Origin of the sequence: Streptomyces sp. NPDC005492, assembly GCF_040605995.1 — a bacterium.
Classification (GTDB): Bacteria; Actinomycetota; Actinomycetes; order Streptomycetales; family Streptomycetaceae; genus Streptomyces.
On sequence record NZ_JBEXDX010000070.1, the window covers coordinates 1 to 26,298 of the forward strand.

Here is a 26,298-nt window from a genome sequence, read left to right on the forward strand (position 1 = left end):
GACGCGCGTCGGCAGGGCCCTCACGTCACTCCGGGCATTCCGGGGCCGGGCGGCACCCCTCCCGAACGAGCAGATGAACAGCGGGTTAGCATATGAGCACCGCCTAGCTCGAAAGAGAAACCTGTGCCTGTCAACGAGGACTCGTTCACCAACTGGAAGACCCGCGAGGAGATCGCGGAGTCCATGATCCCGATGATCGGGAAGCTGCACCGCGAGCGGGACGTGACCGTCCTGCTGCACAGCCGCTCCCTGGTCAACAAGTCGGTGGTCAGCATCCTCAAGACCCACCGGTTCGCCCGCCAGATCGACGGCGAGGAACTCTCCGTCACCGAGACCCTGCCGTACCTGCGGGCGCTCACCACGCTCGACCTGGGCCCCTCCCAGATCGACATCGGCATGCTCGCCGCCACCCACCGCGCCGACGAACGCGGCCTGACCGCCGAGGAGTTCACCGCCGAGGCGGTCGCCGGTGCCACCGGCGCCAACAAGATCGCGTTCCGTGAGGGCCGTGACGTCGTCCTGTACGGCTTCGGCCGCATCGGCCGCCTGGTCGCCCGCCTCCTCATCGAGAAGGCCGGCTCGGGCAACGGTCTGCGGCTGCGCGCCATCGTCGTACGGCAGGGCGGGGAGCAGGACATCGTGAAGCGCGCCTCGCTGCTGCGCCGCGACTCCATCCACGGCCAGTTCCAGGGCACGATCACCGTCGACGAGGCGAGCAACACGATCATTGCCAACGGCAACGAGATCAAGGTGATCTACGCCGGCGACCCCTCCGAGGTCGACTACACGGCGTACGGCATCAAGGACGCCATCCTCATCGACAACACGGGCAAGTGGCGTGACCGGGAAGGCCTTTCGCAGCATCTGCGGCCCGGCATCGACAAGGTCGTGCTGACCGCGCCCGGCAAGGGCGACGTCCCCAACATCGTGCACGGCGTCAACCACGACACGATCAAGCCGGACGAGCAGATCCTGTCCTGCGCGTCCTGCACCACCAACGCGATCGTGCCGCCGCTGAAGGCGATGGCCGACGAGTACGGTGTGCTGCGCGGCCATGTGGAGACCGTCCACTCGTTCACCAACGACCAGAACCTGCTGGACAACTACCACACGGCCGACCGCCGCGGCCGTTCGGCGCCGCTGAACATGGTGATCACCGAGACCGGTGCCGCGTCCGCCGTGGCCAAGGCGCTGCCCGACCTCAAGGCGCCGATCACCGGCAGCTCGATCCGGGTCCCGGTGCCGGACGTCTCGATCGCGATCCTCAGCCTGCGACTCGGCCGCGAGACCACCCGCGCCGAGGTCCTCGACCACCTCCGCGAGGTCTCGCTGACGTCCCCGCTGAAACGGCAGATCGACTTCACCACCGCCCCCGACGCGGTGTCGAGCGACTTCATGGGCTCACGTCACGCCTCGATCATCGACGCGGGCGCCACCAAGGTCGACGGCGACAACGCGATCCTCTACCTCTGGTACGACAACGAGTTCGGCTACTCCTGCCAGGTCGTCCGGGTCGTCCAGCACGTCTCCGGGGTCGAGTACCCGACCTTCCCGGCGCCGGCCGTCTGACCGCCCGGGCCCGGAACGACCGACGGCCCGGTCGGCCCCAACTGGGGTCGACCGGGCCGTCGTTGCTGTTACCACCGCGCACGGTGTCAGCGTGAGCTGCGCTTGCCCCGGTAGAGCACCACGAACCCGGCGACGAGAAGCAGCGCACCGGCCATGGCGGGCCACAGGTTCGCCCCGGTCTCCGCCAGCCCGCCCTGCGCCTGCGGTTCGGTCTGCGGGGCCACGGCGGCGTAGCTCTCCCCGCCCGACGAGTTCGTGGGCGGCGTCTCCACGGCGCTGCCGACCTCACCGCCGGTACCTGCGTTGCCGTCCGAACCACCCTGCGTCGGCGTCGCGTTCGACCCTTCGGTCTTCGTGTCGGCCTTGGGCACAGCGACAGCGGACGTCAACGAGCTGGGGTCCGTGGTCGCGGTGTCCGGGGCGCTCGTCGCGGGCGCGACGGTGGGCTGGTCGTTGGTGTCGCCGTTTCCGCCGTTACCGCCACTCCCCCCGTTCCCGCTGTTTCCACCGTTTCCGTCATTCCCGCCGCTCCCGGCGGGCTCGTCGGTCGCGGTCGCGCTGGGCGCCGCCGTAGCGGTGTCGGTGGCCGTCGGGGACTCCTGCGGCTCCCCCGAACCCCCGCCCGAACCCGAACCACCGCCCGAACCGGAGCCCGAACCATCTCCTGTACCGCCGCCCGACCCGTTACCCGAACCGCCGCCCGTTCCCGGGTCGTTGTCCGTCCCTGCGCCGCACTTCTCACCGTTGTTGATGCAGTTGACCATGTCCTTCATCAGGCCCTCGTCGAAGACGTTGATGAAGTCGCCGTGGTCCGTGACGGGCTTGTGCTGCTGCTCCGGGAAGGAGTCCACCGCGAACAGCGGGGTGGTCTTGCCGCCGTCCTGGAGGCTCGGCGCGTCGACGTCGTAGACGATCCGCTGGACCAACTGCGGAATGGCCTCGAAGCCCGCCGGGCAGGCGCCTTCGGCGTCCTCGAAGGCCACGTGGGTCCGGTGGTTGGCGCTGTCGATGTTGCGGCCGTCCCAGCAGCTCTGGAACTTGAAGGTGCGCACGACGTCACTGCCCGCCGGGCACAGCGGGTACTTGTCCTTGAGCTGCCGGTCCTCGAACCCGGTACAGCTCCAGGAGGCGTTGGCGTTGGCCGGGCCGTTGACGAAGGCCTTGGCGTCGCCGGTGATGATGCGCAGGAGCCGCGGCATGGCGGTGACCTTGCTCTGCGGGTTGCCCACGAACGTCAGCGTGGCTTCCTTGGCCGTGACGATCTGGCCGGAGTTGCCCTCGGTGCCGCCGCCGGGCTTGTCGGCGTCCCGCTCCTGCTTGCCGTTCTGCAGGCGCAACACAGGCCAGTAGTAGGTGGACTTGTCGCCCGGGTTCTCGCAGCTCGTGTTCGCGTTCGCGAGATCCTGGTCGCTGGCGAAGGCGTTGTTGGACTGATTGCCGACGTAGTCGTGGAAGTGGTGGGCGCCGTTGGTGACCCCGGGCGCGACGATGACGTTGTCGGAGTTGAACAGGCCGTTCTCGTTCACACCGCAGGCGGTGACGAACGTACCGCGGGAGGCGTCGGCCTGTTCCTTCGGCGTGTTCACGTTGGGCTGTACGGAGGTGATGTCCGCGTAGTCCGAGGCGACGGGCCCGTTGGTGGACTGCTGCTGGCCCTGGCCGTCGCCCTGTTGCTGGCCCTGGTCACCGGCGGCGCCACTCGGGTCCTCGCTGCTGCCGCCCTGGTCACCGGTGTCGTTCTTCGGCGCGATCAGCGTGCAGGCGGCGAGCGCGTCGAGTCCCTCCGGGCGGTCGCCGACGCGTGCGATGGCGTCGCCGATCCGTCCGATCGTCGCGGCCCGCTTCTCCTTCAACGGATTCATGATCGCGTTGTCGGCGAAGGAGGCGTCCTGGCGTATGGACTCCGTGGAGTCCTGGAGCTTCTGGTAGGCCTCGGTGATCTGCTGGTCGAGCAGGGCGAGTTCCTTGTCGACGTCGGTCTTCGCCTCGTCCGGAACCGTCGTCAACTGGGTTCCGATGTCAGGGCAGTCGATCGTCGCACCTCGCGATGCCGCGTCCGGGGAGCCCTGTTGGGCGGAGTCACCACCCCAGCCACCTTCGGACGCCGACGCGTATACGTTCGCCGCCACCAGTCCTCCGCCGCCCAGCATCAGGGCGACTGCTGCCATCGTCGCGCGGCGTGCGCCCGTTGGGCGTCTGCGCGTGTTGCGTGCCAAGGAAGTGCTCCTACACGTATCGGTCGGCCCGGCTCGTCCCGGCATGGACATCCCCCGTCCCAATACGGGGTCGGGTCCCGATGTGTTCAACCGTCCCGAAAATTCATAGCGACCTCATACGGAACGCCTGACTCCGCCGACCCATGAGCGCTCGCCACACCCAGGACGAGGTAAAGGTCACAAATACGTATCGGACATATCGCGCTTCAACCTTCACACGAGGCACACACGTTGGCTAGGTTGGCGCACAGGCCTTGCGACTAACTCCGGCGATCGGCGCCGGGCCGCACGGCTTGCGCCGAATCCGGTGTGCCGCTCGCGGCAGCCGGAACCGGGGACCCAACCGACTTGGGGTGAATCGGCCCAACTGCCCAGCGGGGCAAGGGCCGTAGGGCAAACCTTCCGTGATCGACGCCCGAACCCGACAGCTAACCCGGTAGGCGCGATACGGAAGGAGCACGTCTGCCATGCCGGCAGAACGAAGGACGCGCAGCGGAGGCAGTGGCCCCACCGTGGACGACCGACCCAGCCGCGAAGAAGTCCAGCGGCGGATCAACTCCCTTTACGACAGGGCCGAGACGGCCACCGGGAACTACAACGCCACCCGTGCGATGTCCGGGGGGCCGCGCCGGCGTGTCACCCCTCGATCCGGCGCGTCGCGGCCCTCGGATCCCGCCCTCGACGCCGTCACCCGCCAGTGGTTCGACCGGGCCCGCTCCCAACTGGGCCCGACCGTACCGGCGATCCTGCCGCCCAGCCGGACTCCCGGCCGTCCGGCGGAACCCCGGCCTGAGCGACGCCCCGAGCCCGAGTCCGCCCCCGCGCTCCAGGCGCCGCCCAGCCGCGCCGTCGCGGAACTGACCGCGGCGCCCGCCGTACCCGACATCACCACCGCGGCACCGGAGTTGACCGCCCGGCCGGTCGCCGCACTGCCCCCCGCGCCGCAGTCACCGCAAGCACCACCGGCGACCGTGCTCGACCTGCCGCCCGTGCCCGCCCTCGAACTGGCACCCGCGCCGATGGTGGAGTCGCCCCAACTGGCCCCGCAGGCAACCCCGGAGCCGGTCTTCGACCCGCTCACCGCGGACTTGGCGCTGCTCCCCTACATCGCCGCACCGCGCACCGAGACCGCCCCGGCGAACGCCACCTGGCCGCCGCCGGATCCGGCCTGGTCCGCCCCGGAGACGGCCTGGTCCACCGGGCAGATGCCCATGGTGACCGACTGGTCCACCGGACAGATGCCCGTGGTCACCGACTGGTCCACCGGACAGATACCCATGGTGCCCGAGCAGCCGACCGGCGAGCCCACCTGGTACACGACACCGGAACCGGACTGGCGCCCGCCCCAGCAGGAGTGGCAGCCGACCGCGCCCGCCCCCGAGGTCTCCTACGCGGCAGCCCCGGCCGTCGCCCCCGAGGTCTCCTACGCGGCCGGCCCGGTCATCGCTCCCGAGGTCTCCTTCGCCGCGGCCCCGATCCTCGCCCCCGAGATCACCCTGCCCACCGCTCCGACCATGCCGCCCGAGATCATTCTCCCCACGGACCGGACCATGGGCCCGACGACCACCGCGCCCGTCCCTGTCCCTCCCGAGATCGGCACCGGCGCCCAGAGCAAGACCGGCATCGCGCTCGCCTTCGCCCGCGCGCAGATCGGCAGGCCCTGCCTGTGGGGCGCGGCGGGACCGGACGCGTACGACTGCTCCAGCCTCACCCAGGCCGCCTGGAAGGCCGCAGGCGTCCTGCTCCCGCGCACCGCCCAGGAACAGTCGGGCGCCGGCGCACTCGTCCCGCTCACCGACATCCGCCCCGGTGACCTGATCTTCTTCTACGACAGCATCGACCACGTCGGCCTCTACACCGGAAACGGCCTGATGATCCACGCGCCGAGCCCGGGGACGCCGATACGCGAGGAGTCGATCTTCTACGCGGGTTCCGCCGCCATCCGGGGCGCCGTGCGACCCGCCTGATCCGCTCGGGAGACCAGGCCGGGGAGGGCCCGGCCTGGTCGCACATATGTGCACACCCCGGCCGCCCGGTGAGCCGTTTCGTTGGTCCGTACGAGTGGTGCATCCTGAGACACGGTCGTAGCGTCGACAGTGAGACGACGACCGTGCCCGGGCCGGTGGGCCACCGCCGGTGCGGATGCGGGACGACCAGACGAACAGGCGGCCGGGAGCGGACATGTACAAACACACCATGGTCGGAGTCGTCACGGTCTGCGCCGCCGCCCTGCTCGCGCCGGCCGTGGGCACCTCGTCCGCGGCCACGGCGAGCGCGGCACCCGCCGCCCACCAGCAGCGCACGGCCCCGGTGCTCGTCGACTGCCTCTGGCATCCCAAGGTGCGCCCCGCCGACTTCGTGCTCGCCTGCGGCGACGGCAACAGCCGCCTCACGTCGCTGCATTGGACGAACTGGAACGCCGACTCCGCGACGGCCACGGGCTTCAACGTGGTGAACGACTGCAAGCCCTACTGCGCGGCGGGCAAGTTCCACTCGTACCCGGTCGTCGTCCGGCTCGACACCCCGGAGCCGTGGAAGAAGCATCCGCAGCTCCGGCACTACAGCGAGATCAGCCTGACGTACACCGCCGGACGGCCCGACGAGTTCGCGCACGTCGTGACCTACCCCCTGTGGAACTGACTCAGAGCGACAACTCCACCACCAGCGGCCGGTGATCCGAGATCGCCGCCCTGGGCGCCCGCGCCGTATCCACGGCGTCCGCGCCGAGCCCGGTCGCCAGGATGTGGTCGAGCTGGACCAGCGGGCGGTGTGAAGGGAAGGTCGCCCGCCGCCCCTGCCCCCGCCAGCCGCGCCGCCCGGTCGCGTCGAGGGTGATGCGAGGCAGCGCGCCGATGAGGTTGAAGTCGCCCATCAGCACCTGGGGTTGGGGCAGGTCGGCGATCCAGCGGCGCACGGTGCGGAGTTGACCGATGTTCCAGCCCGGTACGAACGAGAGATGGACGGCGACGGCGGTGAACAGCCCGTGCGGCCCTTCCAGTACGGCGGCGAGGGCGGCCCGGGGTTGATCCCGGACCAGGGCCGGAGTGGTCCGCCCAGCGACCCGCAACGGCATCCCGAAGGGCGCCGATGGAAGTCGTAGGGCCCGCCACTCACGGACCGGCAGCCTGGACAGCAACGCGACGCCGTGCGAAGGGACTTGGGGCCGCCGACCCTGGGGTCCGTGGACGCGCATGCCGGGCTCGGCAGGATCGCGGACCCAGCCCCGGCCCGGAACCAGTCGGCAGTGCAGCGCGGTGCCGTAGCGCCAGTCCCGCGCGTCCATCGCGTCGGCGGCGACGGCGGCCTGGTCGGCGCAACCCGAGCGCTCCTGAAGGCAGTCGACCTCCTGGAGAGCCACTACGTCGGCGTCCAGGGACGCGACAGCTTCGGCCAGCGGTGCCGAGGCATCGCCGACGCGAGCCGGTGCCGGGCGTCCGTCCGGCTGGATCAGCCGACCGTGCAGCACGTTGAACGTCGCACACCGCACCCGTAAGTCACTCATCGTCGCCCCTGTTCCCCTCGTGCCGATGCCCTCGGAACCATCACCGCGAAAACAACTTGCGTAACTCAAGCAACCCGCTATAGTTGAGTAAGTCAAGGAAACATACGCGGGCCGGATCACCGAGGCACAGCGTACGGAGCGGATGGAGACCGCCATGGACAACGCGACCCGCACCCCGGCCGCCCCCGGTCCGCTCGCCGCGTTCGCCCGGTTCGTGCTGCTGGGCGGTGGGGTCGGACTCCTCTCCAGTGGGGCCGTGGCCCTGCTCGCCGAGCAGATGACCTGGGCCTTGGCGAACGCGCTGATCACCATCGCCTCCACTCTTCTGTGCACCGAGCTCCACGCCCGCTTCACCTTCGGGTCGGGCCGCCGCGCCGGATGGCGCCAGCACTGGCAGTCCGCGGGTTCTGCCGCGGCGGCCTACGCGGTGACCTGCGCAGCGATGTTCGTCCTGCACCTGGTGCAGTCGTCGCCCGGAATGCCGACCGAGCAGATCGTGTACCTCGGCGCTTCCGGTCTGGCCGGTCTCGCCCGCTTCCTGCTGCTGCGGCTGTACGTCTTCGCGACCGACCGCCGTCGCACGAGGGTCCCGGAGCCGAAGAAGGACACCATCGTGCTGGCGGCACCAGTGCGGGCGAAGACCCCCCAGCCCACGTGGACCCCGATGGCCCGCTTCCCCGTCGCCGCGAAGGTTCCCGCCACCGCGGGTGCCCTGTAGCGGCGGAACCGCAGGCCCGAGCCCTGCCGACATATCCCGATGATCAGCTACGCTGACCGCTTCCAATTCACAGACAGCGGGGACATGTTCACCAAGCGACTGATCACGGCCGGGTTGACAGCACTTCTGATCGGAACGCTTGGCGCATGCGGGGGCAGCGACAGCTCCGGATCCGCGTCCAGTGTCAGTGGAACCGACACCAGCACCGCACCGACAGCCCGGCAGACCCCCGACACCGTCACCGGACTCCGCGACTCGGTCCGTCACCTCACCAGGCAGACGACGAGGGCCACTCGCCCGCACACGGTCACGCAATGCGGCTCCGCCACCAAGCGGGTGCGGCACACATCCAGTTCGGGCACGGGCACCAAGAAGAAGACCCGCACCTGGTACACCACGGAGCAGTACCGCAAGTGCGCGAAGGTGCGCAGCGGCACGGAGACGTACACCCGTGTCGTCCGCAAGGAGCGGTGGTGCGTCAGCCTGGACGACGTGGGCGGCGACACCGGCAGGGACGACGTCTGGTACCAGGTCACGCGTGCCGCCTACGACGACGCCCGCCTCGCGGACGAGCACGCGCGCGTGACGTTCACGCCGACCGGAACGGGCTGCTGAGAACACGGTCCGACGGCCGGCTGCCGGCATGAATCCCGAATCGGGTTCCCGGACTTCGAGTCAATTCGTGATCACAGACGTACCTGCGGTCATGGGCGCCCCGCGCCGACCCGCCACGTCACCGACTCGGAGAACAGGCACCCCATGAACGCACCCGTACCGAACACCCCCGCCACCGACGCGACCGCCCAGATCGGCGTCACCGGCCTGGGCGTGATGGGCCGCAACCTGGCCCGCAACTTCGCCCGCAACGGCTACACGGTCGCCGTCCACAACCGATCGCCGCACCGCACCCATGAGTTGATGAAGGAGTACGGCGACGAGGGCGCCTTCGTCCCGGCCGAGACGGCACAGGAGTTCGTGGCCGCGCTCGAACGCCCCCGCCGCCTGATGATCATGGTGCAGGCCGGTCCTGCCACCGACGCCGTCATCGACGAGTTCGCCGCGCTCATGGAGCCCGGCGACATGATCATCGACGGCGGCAACGCGCACTTCGCCGACACCCGCCGCCGCGAGGCCGCCCTGCGCGAGCGGGGCCTCCACTTCGTCGGCGCCGGAGTCTCCGGCGGCGAGGAGGGCGCGCTGAACGGCCCGTCGATCATGCCCGGCGGTTCGGCGGAGTCGTACGCCGTGCTGGGCCCGATGTTCGAGTCGGTGAGCGCGAAGGTCGACGGCGAGCCCTGCTCCACGCACATCGGCACCGACGGTGCCGGGCACTTCGTCAAGATGGTGCACAACGGCATCGAGTACGCCGACATGCAGCTCATCGCCGAGGCCTACGACCTCCTGCGCCAGGTCGGGGGCTACTCCCCCGCCGAGATCGCGGAAGTCTTCCGCCGCTGGAACGAGGGCCGGCTCGGTTCCTATCTGATCGAGATCACCGCCGAGGTCCTCGCCCACACCGACGCGGAGACCGGCGGGGCCTTCGTCGACATCGTCAAGGACGCCGCCGGTCAGAAGGGCACCGGGCGCTGGACCGTGCAGACCGCGCTGGAGCTGGGTTCGCCGGTCACCGCGATCGCCCAGGCCACCTTCGCCCGCGCCTCCTCCAGCCAGGCCGACCTGCGCGCGGCCTACCGTGGACTGCCCGGTGGCACCACTCCCCCGCTGAGCCGCACCGAGGCCGAGCGCTTCACCGCCCAGGTCGAACAGGCGCTGTACGCCTCGAAGGTCATCGCCTACGACCAGGGCTGGAAGATGATCCAGGACGCGGCCGACGAGTACGACTGGTCGATCGACCTCGCCGCGGTCGCCGGGATCTGGCGCGGCGGCTGCATCATCCGAGCCTCCTTCCTCGACCGTATCCGTGCCGCGTACACGGCCGAGCCGGGTCTGGTCAGCCTGCTGGGCGAGGAGGAGTTCGCGCGGGAGATCGGTGACGCGCAGGTCCCCTGGCGTGAGGTGGTCGCCTCGGCGGCCCGCCGCGGCATTCCCGTGCCGGCCTTCTCGGCCGCGCTGTCCCACTACGACACGCTGCGTGCCGAGCGGCTGCCGGCTGCCCTCCTCCAGGGCCAGCGCGACTTCTTCGGCGCGCACACCTACGGCCGTACGGACAGGACCGGTACCTTCCACACGCACTGGTCGCGGCCCGGCCGCCCGGAGACGACGGCCTGAGCCGTACCGGACACGGGCCCTCCCGCGCGGGCGGGAGGGCCCGAAGTGTGCTTGCCCGCCTACTCGTTGGGGGTGGTGACGGGCGGCGCCGTGCTGTCGCGGACCACGAGCTGCGTGGGCACCAGCGTGGTGCCGTGTTCGTCGTCGCCCCGCTGCCGCATCCGCCGTAGGACACCCGCCACGCACAGGCGTCCGACCTCGGCGAAGTCCTGGTGGACGGTGGTCAGGGGCGGCAGGAAGGAGCCGGCCTCGGGGATGTCGTCGAAGCCGATGACGCTGACGTCCTCGGGGATGCGCCGGCCGCGCTCGTGCAGGGCGCGCAGCAGGCCCAGGGCCATCTGGTCGTTGGCCGCGAACACGGCCGTGCAGTCGGTCTGTTCGGCCAGTTCGAGGCCCATCCGGTAGCCGGACTCCGCGGACCAGTCGCCGCGCACCACGGGCGGCACGGGCCGTCCCGCGTCGGTGAGTTCGGCGCTCCAGGCGTCGGCGCGGCGCTGCGCCGCGAAGGACTCCTCGGGTCCTGCCAGGTGCCAGACCGTGCGGTGGCCGAGGTCGAGGAGGTGGCGTACGGCGGCCCGTGCGCCGCCGTTCTGGTCGGTGTCGACCACGCTGTAGCGGTCGCCCGCGTCGGAGTCGGCGACGACGACCTGGACGTGGGGTGGCAGGGAGATGGTCGCCGCGTCCAGGAGGTGGACCTCCATGATCGCGATGACGGCGTCTACGGCGAGTTCACCGAGGCGGGAGAAGGCGCCGCGCACCTCGTCCTGGGTGGGTACGGCGACCGGCAGGAGCGTCACGGCGTAACCCTCCTGCGCGGCGGAGGTGGCGATCGCCTCCAGGGTGCGCATGTTGCCGGTGGTCGAGAGGTTGAAGGTGATCACACCGATGGTGCGGAACTCACCGCGTTTGAGGGCGCGGGCCGCGCTGTTGGGTCGGTAGCCCAGCTCCTTCATGGCGGCGAGGACCTGTTGCCTGGTCTCCTCGTTGACTCCCTCGTAACCGTTGGACACCCGGGAGACGGTCTGCGAGGAGACGCCGGCCACCCGCGCCACATCCGCCATGGACGCGCTGGGGGCGCGCCGCGAAGACCGTTTCCCGGAGCGTCTACGAGGCTCCTGTGTGCCGGCCGAGGCACCGTCCGCTGTGTCCACCGGTCTCCCTCACATATCGATCCGATCGCCTCGGTCGTGTTTCGCCAAACGAACCTTGACCACCGACATTGGGGCAGTGTAGACATGCCGCCATCAGATGTTTACGTAAACATAACAGGCCGGGACGTCCTTGGACCTGCGTGTTTACGCAACCATCGCGACGGCGTACGACGCCGGTTCCGAGATGGACGAGCGAGGAACTACATGACGACGCTTCAACCCCCTGCGGCCGCGACTCGGCCCCCAGCCAGGCCATCGGCGAAACGGGACCGCCGTTCCTGGACAGGGTGGGGTTTCATCGGACCCTTCGCGGTGGTCTTCGCCTTCGTCTTCCTGGCGCCGATCGTGTACTCGATCTATCTCAGCCTGTACCGCAACCAGCTCATCGGCGGAAACCACTTCGTCGGCCTGGACAACTACAAGCAGGCCTTCCAGGACGACCAGTTCTGGTCCTCCCTGGAGCGGGTCTCGCTGTTCCTGGTGGTCCAGGTGCCGATCATGCTCGGCATCGCCCTGTTCGTGGCGCTCGCCCTGGACAGCGGCCGGCTCTTCGGCCGGGACTTCTTCCGGATCTCGATCTTCCTGCCGTACGCGGTGCCCGCCGTGGTCGCCACCCTCATGTGGGGCTTCATGTACGGCACCCAGTTCGGTCTGGTGGGTGACATCAACAGCGCGTTCGGCGTGACCCTGCCGGACCCGCTCTCGGCCCACCTGGTCCTGGCGTCGATCGGCAACATCGTCACCTGGGAGTTCGTCGGCTACAACATGCTGATCTTCTACTCCGCGCTGCGGGTCATCCCCACCTCGCTGTACGAGGCGGCGGAGATCGACGGCGCCGGGCAGTTCCGCGTCATCACGGCCATCAAGCTCCCCGCGATCCGCGGCGCCCTGGTCATCGCGACGATCTTCTCGATCATCGGCAGCTTCCAGCTCTTCAACGAGCCCAGCATTCTGCGGCCGTTGGCGCGCAACGCCATCACGACGGACTACACGCCGAACTTCTACACCTACTCGCTGTCCTTCAACGGGCAGCAGCACAACTACTCCGCGGCGGTCGCCATCATCATGGGGCTGATCACCATGGTCGTCGCCTACGTCGTGCAGCTCCGCGGCATGCGCAAGGGAGCCTGAGCCATGAGCACCCCCGTCACCACCGCCTCCCCGTCCGCGTCCGCCCCCTCCGGTGCGAGTTCCAAGGGCGCGCCCCGGCTGCGCACACCCCGCAAGAAGCACACACCGGGGCGTCCCAAGCGCAGTGTGCTGCTGACCGTGCTCACCGGTCTGATCATGCTGTACGCCGTGGTGCCCCTGGTGTGGCTGGTCATCAACGCGACCAAGTCCGAGTCGGGACTCAACAACTCCAACGGACTGTGGTTCGCCCACCACTTCGACCTCTGGCAGAACCTCCACGACACGTTCACCTACCACGACGGCATCTTCGGCCGCTGGCTGCTGAACACCCTGTTGTACGTCGTGCTCGGGGCCGGCGGCGCCACCCTCCTGTCGATTCTCGGCGGCTACGCGCTGGCGAAGTTCAACTTCCCCGGGAAGCGCGCCGTCTTCGCCGTGGTCATCGGCGCGGTCGCCGTCCCCGGTACGGCTCTCGCGGTGCCGACCTTCCTGATGTTCAGCAAGATCGGGCTGACCGACACCCCGTGGGCGGTGATCATCCCCTCGTTGGTCTCGCCGTTCGGCCTGTACCTGATGTGGGTCTTCGCCACCGAGGCCATCCCCGTGGAACTCCTCGAAGCCGCCCGGATCGACGGAGCGGGTGAGCTTCGGACCTTCTTCCAGGTCTCCCTGCCGCTGCTCGCCCCCGGTGTGGTGACGGTGCTGCTGTTCACCACGGTCGCGACATGGAACAACTACTTCCTGCCGCTGATCATGATCAAGAACCCTGACTGGTACCCCCTGACCCTGGGCCTGGACGCGTGGAAGAACCAGGCCCAGACGATCGGCGGTGACGTCATCTTCAACTTGGTGATCACGGGTTCGCTGCTCACCATCGTGCCGCTGATCGCCGCGTTCCTGCTGCTGCAGAAGTACTGGCAGTCCGGTCTCGCCGCCGGAAGCGTCAAGGAATAACCCCACCCTCAAGAAGTCCCACCCACGAAGAAGTGGAAGCACCTCCATGCGCAGAACCACCGGCCGCCTGTTGCGCGGCCTCGCCCTCCTGTCCGTCCTCTCCCTGGGGGCGACCGCGTGCGGCAGCTCGGACGACGACAGCTCCAGCACCAAGGCCGTCTCCTCGGCGGACATCCAGGCGGCCCTGAAGAAGGGCGGCACGGTCACGGTCTGGGCCTGGGAGCCCACGCTGAAGACGGTCGCCGCCGACTTCGAGAAGAAGTACCCCAAGGTCAAGATCAACCTGGTCAGCGACCGGTCCGGTGACAAGCACTACACCGCGCTGTCCAACGCGATCGCGGCGGGCAAGGGCGTCCCGGACGTCGCCCAGGTCGAGTACTTCGCGCTGAGCCAGTACTCCCTCACCAAGGGCCTGACCGACCTGGCGCCCTACGGCGCCGACAAGCTGGCCTCGAAGTACACCGCGGGTCCCTGGAACGCCGTGAGCGACGGCGACAAGGTCTACGGCCTGCCGATGGACTCGGGCCCGATGGCGATGTTCTACAACAAGAAGGTCTTCGACAAGTACAAGATCGCCGTCCCGACCACCTGGGACGAGTACGTCGTCGCGGCCGCCAAGCTGCACAAGGCCGACCCCAAGGCGTACATCGCCGCCGACGCCGGTGACGCGGGCTTCACCACCAGCATGCTGTGGCAGGCCGGTTCGCGCCCCTACAAGGTCGACGGCACCAAGGTGTCGATCAACTTCGAGGACGCGGGCGCCAAGAAGTACACGGAGACCTGGCAGAAGCTGATCGACGGGAAGCTCCTCGCGCCGATCAACGGCTGGACCGACGACTGGTACAAGGGCCTCGGTGACGGCACGATCGCCACCCTGACCACCGGCGCCTGGATGCCCGCCAACTTCGTCAGCGGTGTGGCCAGTGCGTCCGGCGACTGGCGCGCGGCCCCGATGCCGCAGTGGACCGCGGGCGGCAAGGCCAGCGCGGAGAACGGCGGCAGCTCCCTCGCCCTGCCCACCCTGGGCAAGAACAAGGAACTCGCCTACGCGTTCGTCGACTACGCCAACGCCGGCGCCGGTGTCCAGACCCGTGTCGACCAGGGCGCCTTCCCGGCGACCAAGGCGGAGCAGCAGTCCGCGGCGTTCCAGGACAAGGAGTTCCCGTACTTCGGCGGCCAGAAGGCCAACAAGATCTTCGCCGAGTCCGCGGCCGAGGTCGCTTCCGACTGGTCGTACCTGCCCTTCCAGCAGTACGCCAACTCGATCTTCAACGACACCGTCGGCAAGGCCTACATCTCCGGCACCACGCTGGCCCAGGGCTTGAAGAGCTGGCAGGACGCCTCGATCAAGTACGGCAGCGAGCAGGGCTTCACCGTCTCGAAGTAGCACCGGCACCACCTCGGGAGCCGCCGCCGAGCAGTCATGCCTCGGCGGCGGCCGCCCGCGATCCACCCAGCGACTTGTTCCACCTGTGCGGTAACCGGAAGGACCACCATGATCTCCACCCTCCTGTCCCAGTTGCGGCACGGGCCGGACGGTGAGCCCACCACCCCCCGCCTCGCCTACGGCGCCGACTACAACCCGGAGCAGTGGCCTCGCGAGGTGTGGGAGGAAGACATCCGGCTGATGCGCGAGGCCGGCGTCAACATCGTCTCCGTGGGGATCTTCTCCTGGGCCCGGATCCAACCGGCCCGGGACGAGTGGGACTTCGGCTGGCTCGACGAGGTCATGGACCTGCTGCACGCGGGCGGCATCGGCGTCGACCTGGCCACCGCGACCGCGTCCCCGCCGCCGTGGCTGAGCACTGAGCACCCGGAGATCCTCCCGGTGACCGCCTCCGGCGAGACCCTCTGGCCGGGGGGCCGTCAGCACTGGCGCCCCACCTCGCCCGTCTTCCGCGACCACGCGCTGCGCCTGGTACGGAAGTTGGCCGAGCGGTACGCGGACCATCCCGCGCTGGTCGCCTGGCACGTCTCCAATGAGCTGGGCTGCCACAACGTCTACGACTACTCCGACGACGCGGCCCGCGCCTTCCGCGACTGGCTTCGCGCCCGCTACGCCACCGTCGAGACGCTCAACCAGGCCTGGGGCACGGCGTTCTGGTCCCAGCGGTACAGCGCTTGGGGGCAGATCCTGCCGCCCCGGCTGGCCGCGTCCTTCCCGAACCCGACCCAGCAGCTCGACTTCAAGCGCTTCTCCTCGGACGCGCTCAAGGACCATCTGCGCGCGGAGCGCGACCTGTTGCGCGAGATCACCCCGGATGTGCCGGTCACCACCAACTTCATGGTGATGGGCAACACCAAGGGCATGAACTACGCCGACTGGGCCGCCGAGATCGACTTCGTCTCCAACGACCACTACGTGGTGCCCGGTTCGCAGGACCGCGACGAGCTGTCCTTCTCCGCGAACCTCGTCAGCGGCATCTCCGCCGGCCGTCCGTGGTTCCTGATGGAGCACTCCACCAGCGCCGTCAACTGGCAGCCCGTCAACGTGGCCAAGCGGCCCGGGGACCTGGCCCGCGACTCGCTGCTGCATGTGGCGCACGGCGCCGACGCCGTCTGCTACTTCCAGTGGCGCCAGTCGGCGGCCGGTGCCGAGAAGTACCACTCGGCGATGGTGCCGCACGCCGGTGCCGACAGCGAGGTCTTCCGCGCGGTGGCCGAACTCGGCCGCACCCTGCGGACGTTGGCGCCCGTCGCGGGCACGGACCGCGAGACGGCCCGGGTCGGCATCGTCTTCGACTGGGAGTCCTGGTGGGCCAGCGAGCAGGACTCGCACCCCACCGACCGGCTCGACTACCGGCAGGAGGCGCTGGACTGGTACTCCGCCCTCCTCGACCTCGGCGTACGGGCCGATGTCGTCACCGCGCAGTCCGCCCTCGACCGCTACGACGTGGTGATCACGCCGGTGCTGCACATGATCCCGGCGGCCCTGTCCAAGGAACTCACGCGCTACGTCGAGCAGGGCGGTCACCTGGTCGCCACGTACTTCTCCGGCGTGGTCGACGAGAACGACCACATCTGGCTCGGCGGCTACCCGGGCGCCCTGCGCGACCTGCTCGGCATCCGCGTCGAGGAGTTCGGCCCGCTGCTCGACGGCGACACGGTCGAGTTGGACCTCGACACCACCGCCACCGGCTCCCTGTGGACCGACCGGATCACGGTGACCGACCCGGAGGTGGAGGTGCTGGCCCACTACCGCAGCGGCACCTACGCCGGACGCCCCGCCGTCACCCGCCGTACGGTGGGCGGGGGTTCGGCCGCGTACGTCTCCACCCGACTGGGCCGCGTCGGCCTCGCCGGTCTGCTCCCCGAGCTGCTCGCGCCCGCCGGTGTCGCCAGTGAACTCCCGGACGGCGCAAGGGGAGACGTCGAACTGACCGTGCGCCGGAACGCCGAGAGCCGCTACCTGTTCCTGGTCAACCGCACCGACAAGACAGTGTCGTTGCCCGGCCTGACCGGAGAACTCCTGGTCGGCACAGCGGGAGCCGACGGCTTCCCCGTCCTCTCCCCCAGGGAGGTCGCCGTGGTGCGGCAGCCGGCGAGCTGACGCCAGACGCCCAAGGCCGCCGCCCATGCGGCGGCCTTGCCCGGGTCGAGCCACGTGCAGTCAATACCCCCTAGGGGTATAGTCCCGCGTGACGCACACCGGAGAGGGGCAGGTCCATGGAAGCGATCGGGCACGTGTTGTCCATTGCCGGTTCGATGACCTGGGAGGTGACCTGGGCACTGATCCTCGGGTTCACGCTCTCCGCCGTCGTGCAGGCGGTGGTGCGCAGATCGACGGTCGTACGACTGCTCGGGGACGACCGGCCGCGCACGCTCGCCCTGTCCGCAGGGCTCGGTGCTGCTTCGTCCTCCTGTTCCTACGCCGCCGTCGCGCTCGCGCGCTCCCTGTTCCGCAAGGGCGCGAACTTCACCGCGGCCATGGCCTTCGAGATCGCGTCCACCAATCTGGTGGTCGAACTCGGTGTGATCCTGGCCCTGTTGATGGGCTGGCAGTTCACCGCCGCCGAGTTCGTCGGCGGGCCGATCATGATCGTGGTGCTCGCGGTGCTGTTCCGTCTCTTCCTGCGTCAGCGCCTGCTGCGCGGGGCCCAGGAGCAGGCGGGGCGCGGGCTGGCCGGGTCCATGGAGGGGCACGCGGCGATGGACATGTCGATCGGGGGCGAGGGGAGTTTCGCCCGTCGGCTGTTCTCGCGGGACGGGTTCACGTCCGTCGCGCACATCTTCGTGATGGAGTGGGCCGCGATCCTGCGCGATCTGGTGGCCGGGCTGCTGATCGCGGGCGCGATCGCCGCCTGGGTACCGGACAGCTTCTGGCACACGTTCTTCCTCGTGGACCACCCCCTCGCCTCGAAGCTGGTCGGACCGCTCGTCGGACCGCTGGTGGCCATCGCGACCTTCGTCTGCTCGATCGGCAACGTGCCCCTCGCGGTGGTGCTGTGGAAGGGCGGCATCAGCTTCGGCGGAGTGATCGCCTTCCTCTACGCCGACCTGCTGATCCTGCCGATCCTGAACATCTACCGGAAGTACTACGGCGCCCGGATGGCCGGCTTCCTGCTGGTCACCTTCTTCGCCGCGATGGCAGTCGCCGGCTATGCCGTGGAGTTCGCCTTCGGCGGGCTCGGCCTGATCCCCGACCAGGCCGACGCCACGATCCCCGACGACGGGATCACCTGGAACTACACGACCTGGCTGAACATCGTCTTCCTGCTGCTGGCCGCGAGTCTGGTCGTACGGTTCCTGCGCAGCGGCGGCCCGGCCATGCTGCGGATGATGGGCGGTTCACCGGAAGACGGTGAGCACGAGCCGGAACACGAGCACCACCACTAACGCAAGCGCCCGAGCCCGAATTCCGGGGTCACCCCGGTCAGTTCACTGTAAAGAACCTTGACAGACGATTGGTCTAGTCCAAATATGGTCGCTGTTCGCCCCGGTCTGGGGCGGCTTCTCTCCTTCAGCATGGGAGCGTCATGAGACGACCTGGGCCTCTTCGCGCGTCACTGTCCTGTACGGCCGTAACCGCCCTGTCCGCGGGGCTCGTTGCTCTAGGTGGGGGCGCCGCGAGCGCGGATCATCGCGCGCGGCCCATGCCGGACCATGTGGCGGCGCCGTACTTCGAGGCGTGGACCGGTGAGAGCCCGGCCGCACTCGCCGCGGCCTCGGGCAACAAGTACCTCACGATGGCCTTCCTGCAGACCGAGGCGGCCGGCTCGTGCACGGCGTACTGGAACGGTCTGCCCGCCCAGCCGATCGCCAAGTCCACCTTCGGGAAAGACATCGCCACGATCCAGGCGCGCGGCGGCAACGTCATCCCGTCCTTCGGCGGCTACAGCGCGGACACCACCAACACCGAACTGGCCGACAGTTGCACCGATGTCGACGCCATCGCCAAGGTCTACGAGAGCCTGGTCACGACGTACGGCGTGAGCCGCATCGACCTCGACATCGAGGCCGACTCCATCAACAACACCGCAGGCGTCGACCGCCGCAACAAGGCCATCGCCAAGGTGCAGCGGTGGGCCCGACGCACCGGCCGCAGCGTGGAGTTCTCCTACACACTGCCGACGACCACCACCGGCCTCGCCCCCAACGGCGTGGCCCTGCTCCAGAACGCGGTCGACAACGGAGCCCACGTCGACGTCGTGAACATCATGACGTTCGACTACTACGACGGCGCCAGCCACGACATGGCGGAGGACACCAAGACGGCCGCCACCGGCCTGCACTCCCAACTCGCCGCGCTCTACCCGAAGAAGAGCCCGGCGAAGCTGTGGAAGATGATCGGCGTCACCGAGATGCCCGGCATCGACGACTTCGGCCCGGCGGAGACCTTCACCACACAGAACGCGGTCACGGTGAAGAAGTGGGCCGAGGCCCAGGGCATCAACACGCTCTCCTTCTGGGCGCTTCAGCGCGACAACGGCGGCTGTGTGGGCACCGGCGGCGCCAACAACTGCTCGGGTATCGCCCAGGACACCTGGTACTTCAGCCACACCTTCGAGTCGTTCACCCGCAGGTGACGGGGAGGGTCAACTCCCAGGTGTCGACCCCGAAGTCGAGTGTCATGCCGTGCCGTTCGTACAGGGCCAGCGCGTTGCTCGTGTTGTCGGTGTCCACGCCCAGGCCGATCCGGTCGCGGCCCAGCGCCGCGTAGTGGCCGAAGCTGTACCGCAGGAGATGACTGCCCAGGCCCCGGCCACGGGCCTGGCGCAGGACGGCGACGTTGCCGATCCAGGCCATGGAGGCGCGGTCGTTGTGGCTGCGCAGCATCGCGGCGTCCCCGAGGCCGTCGACGTGGGCGATCCAGATCAGCGACCAGTCGACTCGCTCGGCGTCGATGTCGTCCAGCCACTGCGGATAGGTGCGGTACTGGAAGTCGAAGTGCTCGGTCATGGCCTCCTGGAGCAGCGCGTGGGCACGGCGGCGGTCCGCCTCCGTCAGGCAGGGGCGCAGGGTCACACCGGGCGGAGAGGACGGCAACGGGTCGGCCGCCGGCGTGAGTTGACGGGCCATCACGTTGTAGCGGCGGACCGGTCGCCAGCCCCGGCCGCGCAGTGCGGGCAGGTCCATGGTGGGGGCGAGGGTGAGGTGCAGGTGCACCACGGCGCGGGACGCTCCGTTGTCGGCGGCGCGTGCCGCGGCCCTGGTCTCCATCAGGTCGAACAGGTGCAGGGCGGCCGGCAGCCGGTCCGGCAGGATGTAGTGGTCGATGTCGATCCGCTCGCCGCCGGAGTCGTCCCACAGCAGGCCGTATCCGATCAGGCGGGCGCCCTCGAAGAGCAGCCAGGAGTCGCGCTCCAGGTCCACCTCGGGGTGTTTCAGATCCGCCTGGATCTCGGCGAGTTCGGTGTCCGGACGGCCGATCTCCAGCAGGTCGATCTCGTTCAGCAGGGCGCACACCGCGTCCGCGTCGTCCGGTGTCGCCGGGCGGACGAGCAGACCGGGCGGTGGCGGAGTGGGGGCGGTCATGCACCCACTGTCGGGTGATCGCCTCCGGCCCGCAACGGAGTTTCCGTGGCTCAGCGGCGAGTGGAACCGTCGTCCGCCGGGTCCGTGTGGTCGTGGTAGCGGAGCAGGAGCATCGCGGCGTCGTCGTGCAGCGGGCCCGCCGTGTGGCGGACCAGGTCCTCGCGCAGGGAGTCGAGCGCGCTCTGCGCGTCGGGTTCCTTCAGCAGGTGCGCCCGCTCGCCGAGCGGATAGAAGGTGCCGTGGTCGTCGCGGGCCTCGGTGACGCCGTCGGTGTACAGCAGCAGTTGCTCGCCCGGCGCGAAGCGCACGGGGAACGGCTTCGGGCTCTCGCTGCCCTGGGCGCCGCCCAGGCCGAGCGGCGGGGCGTAGGCGGGCGGCGCCGGGAAGTCGGCGGTGCCGTTGCGCCGTACCACCATCGGGGGCGGGTGGCCGTAGTTGAGGAAGAGCACCTCGTGGTCCTCGCCGATCTCGGCGAGGACGGCGGTCACGAACTTCTCGTCGGACAGCACCCGGGAGACGCTGCGCTCCAGCCGCTCGCCGAGTCCCACCAGATCGGGTTCGTCGTGCGCGGCCTCCCGGAACGCGCCGAGCACCACGGCGGCCGTCTCGACCGCGGCCAGGCCCTTGCCCTGGACATCGCCGACGATGACGCGCACACCGTGCGGGGAGGCGACCACCTCGTACAGGTCACCGCCGATCCGGGCCTCCGCGACGGCCGAGGTGTACGACACCGCCGCCTGGAGGGGGCCCGCGGTAAGGGGCACCGGCCGCAGCAGGACGCGCTGCGCGACCTCGGCGATGGACCGCACACTGGCCAGCTCGGCCTCGCGCCGGCCGCGCATCACGGCGGCGGCGATGCCCGCGCCGGTCACGCCCACCACCGACACCATCGCCAGGAAGCCCCTGCGTTCCTGGAAGAGTCCGTCGTACAGGCCGAGTCCGACGCACAGCGCGAGCGCCGCCGCGCCGAACCAGGCGGTTCGGCGCCAGCCGCCGACCAGGCCGGCGAAGGCCGGACCGAGGGAGGCCAGGGGCAGGAAGCCGAGTCCGGGGCCGGTGAGGAGGTCCCCGACCGCGACCACCGTCATCACCGCGGCGGGCAGCCAGGTCAGCACGGAGAGACTGCGCTGCGGCTTCGCTGCGGCCATGGTCCTCTCCAAAGCGTCACGGCTCCCGGGAACGGTCTTCCGCGGGGCCCTCCCCCACCTTTGGACATCGCAAGGCTCCCAGGCAATCCCCCGGGCGTGCCCAGCGCTTTACCCAATTGAGTCCGAGAGCGGACATTTCCTGATCGGTGACAACCATCTCGGTCCGCCCGGTTGCCGATCACGGACTCCGGGCACATGGAGTATGTGGGACCGGCCGCGCAAGACGTGCAGCGGCCCCGGTGCGGTGGCGCCGCGGGGATACCGGATTGTCCTAGGAGGGGAAGTGATCCGCCATGCGTACGCATCGGCGTACCCATAGGCGTTCTGTACGCGTGGAGTACCTGCTGCCCGACGAGGCCGCGTCGGCGGGTCGGGCCCGCAGGCTGACCTCGGAGTTCCTCGCCCGCTCCCGCCCCCGGCTGACGCGGATGGACACGGAGCGGATCGACGACGCGACTCTCATCGTGTCCGAACTGGTCGCCAACGCGACCAAGCACGGACGCGGCGAGTGCCGGCTGCGCCTCCAACTGTCCGACGAGCGCGTCACGGTCGAGGTCTACGACGACAGCCCGGCTCCGCCCCGCGTGCGGCCGATGACGGCCGAGGGCGAGAGCGGGCGCGGCCTGGCCATGGTCCGCTGCCTGGCCCACCGCCTCGACGTCACCCCGCTCACCGGGGGCGGCAAGCGGGTGCGCGCGATCCTGGCGATCTGACCCGGGCCGACGGGCTCAGCCGGCGATCAGCGGCGGTACGACGGGCACCTCGGTGGTGCGCCACATGTAGAGGCAGCGCACGCACTGGAAGTACGTCCCACATGCCCCGGGACCGGCGAGGTGGCCCTGGACCGGCCGGTCATCCGACGGCACCCGGATCCAGTACCGGGCCGAAGCACACTGGCAGCGCGCTCAACCCCCGCACCAGCGTGCTGGTTCGCCAGCGCAGGGTCGTGGGGTCGGTGGCAAGGGCGATGTCGGGGCGGTGGTGGAGGAGGAGGCGTACGGCGACGGCGGCCTCCGTGCGGGCCAGGGGTGCGCCCAGGCAGTGGTGGAGGCCGTGGCCGAAGGCGAGGTGTCCGGCGCCCCGGCGTCGCAGGTCGAAGCGGTCGGGATCAGGGAAGTGGAGGGGGTCGCGGGAGGCGGCCGCCAGGGAGATCTGGACCGCGTCTCCGGCCGGGACGCGAGTGCCCGCGAGGTCCATCGACTCGGCCGCGAAACGGAACGCCGTGGCATGGACGGGTGCGCTGTGGCGCAGCGACTCCTCCACCGCGGCAGCCGCCAACTCCGGTGCGGCGCGGAGGAGTTCGAGCTGGTCGGGGTGGATGAGCAGGGCGTGGACGGTCGCGGAGATCAGGTTGACGGTCGTCTCATGGCCGGCGACCAGGAGGAGGAAGGGCATGCCGAGGAGCTCCTCGGAAGTCAGGGGGGACTCGGCGGCGGGGACGCGGGCCGCGCTGACCAGGTCACCGAGCAGGTCGGCCTCCCGGGTGCCGCGCTTCCGGTGGAGCAGGTCGGCCAAGTAGGCACCCAGGGCGTCAGCGGCCGAGGCACCTGTCTCGGGCGAGGCCGGCATGACGAGTTCGTTGGACCAGGCATGGAACACCGTACGATCCGCGGCGGGCACCCCGAACAGATCGCAGATCACCGTGACGGGCAGCGGCAGGGCGTACCGGCTCACCAGATCCGCCGTCCCCCGCGTGGGCAGTTGGGCGAGCAGGTCGACGGCGATCGCTTCGATTCGCGGGCGGAGCGCTGCGATCCGCGCGGGCGTGAAGTGGCCGGCGACCAGCCGCCGTAGGCGGGTGTGCTGCGGTGGGTCGGTCTGGAGCATGTTGCGGCCGAGGGCGTGGCCGCCGTCGTCCTGCCAGGTCGAGGAGTGGCGTATGTCGTTGCGCAGGCGCGGATCGGTCAGCGCGGTGCGTGCCGCGTCCCGTGTGACGACCAGCCAGCTCTCGCCGCTGCCCGGGACCATGATGCGGTGCACAGGGCCCCGCTCACGCAGGGCCGCGTAGACGGGGTGGGGATCGGCGGCCAGGTCATGGCCTTCGGGGGCGAGGTCCTGAAGGGTGGGTGCGGGCATGACGCTCCTTTCGATGGTTGCCGGGAACGCGCGGGCGCTCGGTCACACGTCGGTGCGCCATACGGCATCCAGGGTGGGCGCGAGGGCCGTCGCCTGAGCGTGGCCCGCGCTGGCGGCGGCCGGACGGCGGGCGTCGGCGGTCATGTCGCGGCCCATCGCGCGGCGGGCCGCGCGGTCGGGGGTCACGAGGGTGATCTCGGCTCCCTCGGCGGCGAGTTGGGCCGCCTGCTGTCCGGCGCTCGGGTGCGGGCCGACCGCTGTCGGTATCGGTGAGACGGCCAGGATGTGCCGGTGACCGGCGGCGAGGTGCAGATTGGTGGTCGTGCGACTGCCGCCGTCGATCCAGCGTCGGCCGCCGACCGTGACGGGCGCGCAGACGAGGGGGACGGCGCAGCTCGCGGCGACCGCTTCGAGGAGGGTGACGTTCGAGTCGGCGTCGAAGGTCTCCATGGAGCCGGTCCGGGCGTCCACGGCCGCGATCCGCAGGGCCCGGTGGGGCCAGTCCCGTGCGCCGCGCAGCAACGTGCCGAGGGCGTCGAGCAGTTCGGACTCGGGTCTGGTGCGGGCCTTCAGCGCGGCGCGGCCCAGCCGACGTACGGAGCGTTCCGGATCGCGGGATCCCATGGCCGCCCACAGGAATCGGGCCGTCTGGGCGGCGGTCACCCGCAGCTCCACCCTGTCGGCACGGGTCAGTTGGCGTTCGTACAGCTCCTGCGGTGCCTCACCGGCCGCGAGCCGGGTACCGAAGATCGCGCCCGCCGAGGTGCCGATGATCACGTCGGCGCGGGTGAGGTCGAGGCCCGCCTCGGTGAGCCCGGCGAGCACCCCCGTCATCCACGCCCCGCCGACCGGCCCGCCCCCGCCCAGGACCAATGCCGTATTCCGCATGACGTCGCCCCCTGTCGCCAAAATGGGGAGTACTCCCCACTTGATGGATCGACGATAGCATCACTACCGGGGAGCACTCCCCACTACCCCGGAGGGTGAGGATGACGGGCCCGAACGACGCGACGGCACCTGCTCGGCGGCGCGATGCGCGGCGCAACCGGGAACTCCTGATCGAGGCCGCCCACGAGGTCTTCACCGAGCAGGGCCTGCACGCGCCGATCGACGTGATCGCCCGTCGGGCCGGCATCGGAAACGCCACCCTGTACCGGCACTTCCCCACCCGCGCCGCCCTCGTCGACGCCGTCTTCCGCGACCTGCTCACCGGCACGATGACCGCGGGCGAGCAGGCGCGCGTCGCCGAGGATGCCTTGGCGGGGCTGACGAGTTATCTCCACACCGTGTTCGCCGGTCTGGCCGCGGACCGTGGGACCAACGACCTGATGACCACCCGCCTCGACGGCGTCGACTCGCTCCAGGCCGTGCACGCCCACAACCGCCGCACCGTGGAGATACTGCTGAGCCGCGGGCGGGAGCAGGGCACGATCCGTGCGGACGTCACCCCGGAGGACGTGCTCTTCGCCCTCGCCGCCCTGGGCCGTACCGTCCCCTCCCTCACCTCGGCCGCCGGCCCCGACGCCTGGCGCCGCCCCCTCGCCCTCCTCCTCGACGGCCTGCGCGGCACACCCGCAGCGCCTCCGCTCCCGTCCCCCGCCCTGACCTCGGCGCAACTCGACAAGGCCCTGCAAGGCCTCGGACCGGGAAGCTGACTCGACTACAGCGAGACGGTGCCGGGCGGGACCGGTCTGCGCCCGCGTACCGCCCACGCGCGGGCCGTGAGCCCGATCGATCCGTCCGGCCGGGTCGGGACGGTGGCCTCAAGTGCCGCGCGCAGGTGGTCCCGGGCCGGTGCCGGGAGGGCGGCGACGTAGCCGGGAGCGGGTCCTTGGCCGGTGAGGAAGGGCTCCCACAGATCCGTGAAGTCGGCGAAGACGGTGGGTACTTCGACGGCGGCGACCTCTACGTCCAGCAGGTCGGCCGATGTCCACGTCTCCCGCAGTGGCTCCGGACGGCACACCGGGAAACGGCGGCCCTCGTCGAGTTCGGCGGCCGCCGGGTCCAGCGTGGTCGCCGCGTCCCAGAAGTGCCGTAGAAACGCCATGCCGTCGGCGTAGTCCCACACGTACGCGGCGACCAGGCCGCCCGGTCGCACTACGCGGGTCGCCTCGCGTACGCAATCGGTGGGCTCGGGAAGGAAGTTGAGCATCAGGCCGCTGACGGCGACATCGAACACGGCCTCGGGGAACGGCAGCGCCCTCGCGTCGGCCAGCGCGAAGGCGGTGGCCTTGGGGACGGTGGTGCGGGCCGCGGTGGCGAAGGCGGTGGACCGTTCCAGGCCCACCACCGTCCGGGGATGGCACCGGTCGGCGACCGTCGCGGTCAGGGCTCCGGTGCCGCATCCCACGTCGAGCCAGCGCGCGCCGGGGTCGCACCCGAGCCATCCGACGAAGTCCTCGGCGACACGTCGGCTCCATCGGCCCATGTACCGCTCGTAGGCGTCCCCGGCCGCCCATACGTCGTACCGCCGCTTCTCCACGTCGTCCACGGTCCTCCGGTGGGTCCGTCGCCGCCAGCCGCGAGGAGCCGGAACAGCGGGCTGCCCGGCGCCTAGGTCGTGTCCGCAAAGTCCCGTCGCCCGCCCGCAGGGCGGGCCGCGCCCGCCGCAGAAGCGGCTGATGTCGCA

General features: G+C 70.1%; 22 protein-coding genes, 1 pseudogene and 1 riboswitch. Of the genes and pseudogenes, 14 read left to right on the forward strand and 9 right to left on the reverse strand.

The window, feature by feature from the left end; translation table 11 throughout:
• Window positions 1–123 precede the first annotated feature (123 nt).
• Window positions 124–1,569 (forward strand): glyceraldehyde-3-phosphate dehydrogenase, encoded by a 1,446-nt coding sequence (locus ABZT04_RS43125; protein ID WP_356065362.1) that lies wholly within the window; start codon window positions 124–126, stop codon window positions 1,567–1,569.
• Between the two features lie 86 nt (window positions 1,570–1,655).
• On the opposite strand, the gene ABZT04_RS43130 is transcribed toward ABZT04_RS43125, so the two are convergent.
• Window positions 1,656–3,737: a DUF1996 domain-containing protein gene (locus tag ABZT04_RS43130; RefSeq protein WP_356065364.1), complete on the reverse strand. Its 2,082-nt coding sequence runs from the start codon at window positions 3,735–3,737 to the stop codon at window positions 1,656–1,658.
• Between the two features lie 334 nt (window positions 3,738–4,071).
• Window positions 4,072–4,244, forward strand: a riboswitch (cyclic di-AMP (ydaO/yuaA leader).
• Window positions 4,245–4,252: 8 nt separating this feature from the next.
• Here ABZT04_RS43130 and ABZT04_RS43135 point away from each other — a divergent pair.
• Window positions 4,253–5,752, forward strand: a complete 1,500-nt coding sequence (locus ABZT04_RS43135) for an NlpC/P60 family protein (protein WP_356065366.1) — start codon at window positions 4,253–4,255, stop codon at window positions 5,750–5,752.
• A 214-nt stretch (window positions 5,753–5,966) separates the two neighbouring features.
• A complete protein-coding gene (locus ABZT04_RS43140) occupies window positions 5,967–6,425 on the forward strand; it encodes a hypothetical protein (protein ID WP_356065369.1) in 459 nt (152 codons plus the stop codon).
• A gap of 1 nt (window position 6,426) precedes the next feature.
• Here the strand turns inward: ABZT04_RS43140 and ABZT04_RS43145 are convergent, their stop codons facing one another.
• Window positions 6,427–7,287, reverse strand: coding sequence for an endonuclease/exonuclease/phosphatase family protein (locus tag ABZT04_RS43145; RefSeq protein ID WP_356065371.1), 861 nt, complete (start codon window positions 7,285–7,287; stop codon window positions 6,427–6,429).
• Between the two features lie 142 nt (window positions 7,288–7,429).
• Between ABZT04_RS43145 and ABZT04_RS43150 the strand changes: the two genes are divergently transcribed.
• From ABZT04_RS43150 to gndA, 3 genes are all read left to right on the forward strand, one after another.
• The gene (locus ABZT04_RS43150; protein ID WP_356065373.1) at window positions 7,430–8,005 is read left to right on the forward strand and encodes a GtrA family protein; all 576 of its coding nucleotides are present in this window, start codon (window positions 7,430–7,432) and stop codon (window positions 8,003–8,005) included.
• A 39-nt stretch (window positions 8,006–8,044) separates the two neighbouring features.
• Complete coding sequence (locus tag ABZT04_RS43155; protein ID WP_356065375.1) at window positions 8,045–8,620, forward strand: hypothetical protein; 576 nt, start codon at window positions 8,045–8,047, stop codon at window positions 8,618–8,620.
• 144 nt (window positions 8,621–8,764) lie between these two features.
• On the forward strand, window positions 8,765–10,234 hold the full coding sequence (gene gndA / locus ABZT04_RS43160; RefSeq protein WP_356065377.1) for an NADP-dependent phosphogluconate dehydrogenase: 1,470 nt from the start codon (window positions 8,765–8,767) through the stop codon (window positions 10,232–10,234).
• Window positions 10,235–10,293: 59 nt separating this feature from the next.
• On the opposite strand, the gene ABZT04_RS43165 is transcribed toward gndA, so the two are convergent.
• Window positions 10,294–11,295 carry a LacI family DNA-binding transcriptional regulator gene (locus tag ABZT04_RS43165; RefSeq protein ID WP_356065378.1) on the reverse strand — a complete coding sequence of 334 codons (1,002 nt, stop codon included), beginning with the start codon at window positions 11,293–11,295 and terminating at the stop codon, window positions 10,294–10,296.
• 294 nt (window positions 11,296–11,589) lie between these two features.
• On the opposite strand from ABZT04_RS43165, the gene ABZT04_RS43170 reads away from it, so the two are divergent.
• From ABZT04_RS43170 to ABZT04_RS43195, 6 genes and pseudogenes are all read left to right on the forward strand, one after another.
• Window positions 11,590–12,516, forward strand: a complete 927-nt coding sequence (locus tag ABZT04_RS43170; protein ID WP_356065380.1) for a sugar ABC transporter permease — start codon at window positions 11,590–11,592, stop codon at window positions 12,514–12,516.
• 3 nt (window positions 12,517–12,519) lie between these two features.
• Window positions 12,520–13,470 carry a carbohydrate ABC transporter permease gene (locus ABZT04_RS43175; RefSeq protein WP_356065383.1) on the forward strand — a complete coding sequence of 317 codons (951 nt, stop codon included), beginning with the start codon at window positions 12,520–12,522 and terminating at the stop codon, window positions 13,468–13,470.
• Window positions 13,471–13,516: 46 nt separating this feature from the next.
• Entirely contained in the window at window positions 13,517–14,857 is a 1,341-nt protein-coding gene (locus ABZT04_RS43180) for a sugar ABC transporter substrate-binding protein (RefSeq protein ID WP_356065386.1), read from the forward strand.
• Between the two features lie 108 nt (window positions 14,858–14,965).
• Entirely contained in the window at window positions 14,966–17,020 is a 2,055-nt protein-coding gene (locus ABZT04_RS43185) for a beta-galactosidase (RefSeq protein ID WP_356065389.1), read from the forward strand.
• A gap of 116 nt (window positions 17,021–17,136) precedes the next feature.
• Complete coding sequence (locus ABZT04_RS43190) at window positions 17,137–18,306, forward strand: permease (protein ID WP_356065392.1); 1,170 nt, start codon at window positions 17,137–17,139, stop codon at window positions 18,304–18,306.
• 140 nt (window positions 18,307–18,446) lie between these two features.
• Window positions 18,447–19,487: pseudogene (locus ABZT04_RS43195) on the forward strand (chitinase); the annotation flags it as partial.
• Here ABZT04_RS43195 and ABZT04_RS43200 read toward each other — a convergent pair.
• Complete coding sequence (locus ABZT04_RS43200) at window positions 19,483–20,445, reverse strand: GNAT family N-acetyltransferase (RefSeq protein ID WP_356065395.1); 963 nt, start codon at window positions 20,443–20,445, stop codon at window positions 19,483–19,485. The pseudogene ABZT04_RS43195 and the gene ABZT04_RS43200 overlap by 5 nt on opposite strands.
• Before the next feature lie 50 nt (window positions 20,446–20,495).
• On the reverse strand, window positions 20,496–21,593 hold the full coding sequence (locus ABZT04_RS43205; protein WP_356065398.1) for a PP2C family protein-serine/threonine phosphatase: 1,098 nt from the start codon (window positions 21,591–21,593) through the stop codon (window positions 20,496–20,498).
• Between the two features lie 332 nt (window positions 21,594–21,925).
• Between ABZT04_RS43205 and ABZT04_RS43210 the strand changes: the two genes are divergently transcribed.
• On the forward strand, window positions 21,926–22,306 hold the full coding sequence (locus ABZT04_RS43210; protein WP_356065401.1) for an ATP-binding protein: 381 nt from the start codon (window positions 21,926–21,928) through the stop codon (window positions 22,304–22,306).
• Between the two features lie 15 nt (window positions 22,307–22,321).
• Here ABZT04_RS43210 and ABZT04_RS43215 read toward each other — a convergent pair whose 3' ends face one another.
• Genes ABZT04_RS43215 through ABZT04_RS43225 form a run of 3 tightly spaced genes read right to left on the reverse strand, consistent with a single transcriptional unit; the run spans window position 22,322 to window position 24,557 of the window.
• Window positions 22,322–22,459 (reverse strand): hypothetical protein, encoded by a 138-nt coding sequence (locus tag ABZT04_RS43215; protein ID WP_356065404.1) that lies wholly within the window; start codon window positions 22,457–22,459, stop codon window positions 22,322–22,324.
• Window positions 22,446–23,669 (reverse strand): cytochrome P450, encoded by a 1,224-nt coding sequence (locus ABZT04_RS43220; RefSeq protein WP_356065407.1) that lies wholly within the window; start codon window positions 23,667–23,669, stop codon window positions 22,446–22,448. Before ABZT04_RS43220 ends, ABZT04_RS43215 begins: the two co-directional genes overlap by 14 nt.
• A gap of 42 nt (window positions 23,670–23,711) precedes the next feature.
• The gene (locus tag ABZT04_RS43225) at window positions 23,712–24,557 is read right to left on the reverse strand and encodes a patatin-like phospholipase family protein (protein WP_356065410.1); all 846 of its coding nucleotides are present in this window, start codon (window positions 24,555–24,557) and stop codon (window positions 23,712–23,714) included.
• Window positions 24,558–24,658: 101 nt separating this feature from the next.
• On the opposite strand from ABZT04_RS43225, the gene ABZT04_RS43230 reads away from it, so the two are divergent.
• A complete protein-coding gene (locus ABZT04_RS43230) occupies window positions 24,659–25,324 on the forward strand; it encodes a helix-turn-helix domain-containing protein (RefSeq protein WP_356065411.1) in 666 nt (221 codons plus the stop codon).
• A gap of 5 nt (window positions 25,325–25,329) precedes the next feature.
• Here the strand turns inward: ABZT04_RS43230 and ABZT04_RS43235 are convergent, their stop codons facing one another.
• Entirely contained in the window at window positions 25,330–26,160 is an 831-nt protein-coding gene (locus tag ABZT04_RS43235; protein WP_356065414.1) for a class I SAM-dependent methyltransferase, read from the reverse strand.
• Between the last annotated feature and the right edge of the window lie 138 nt (window positions 26,161–26,298).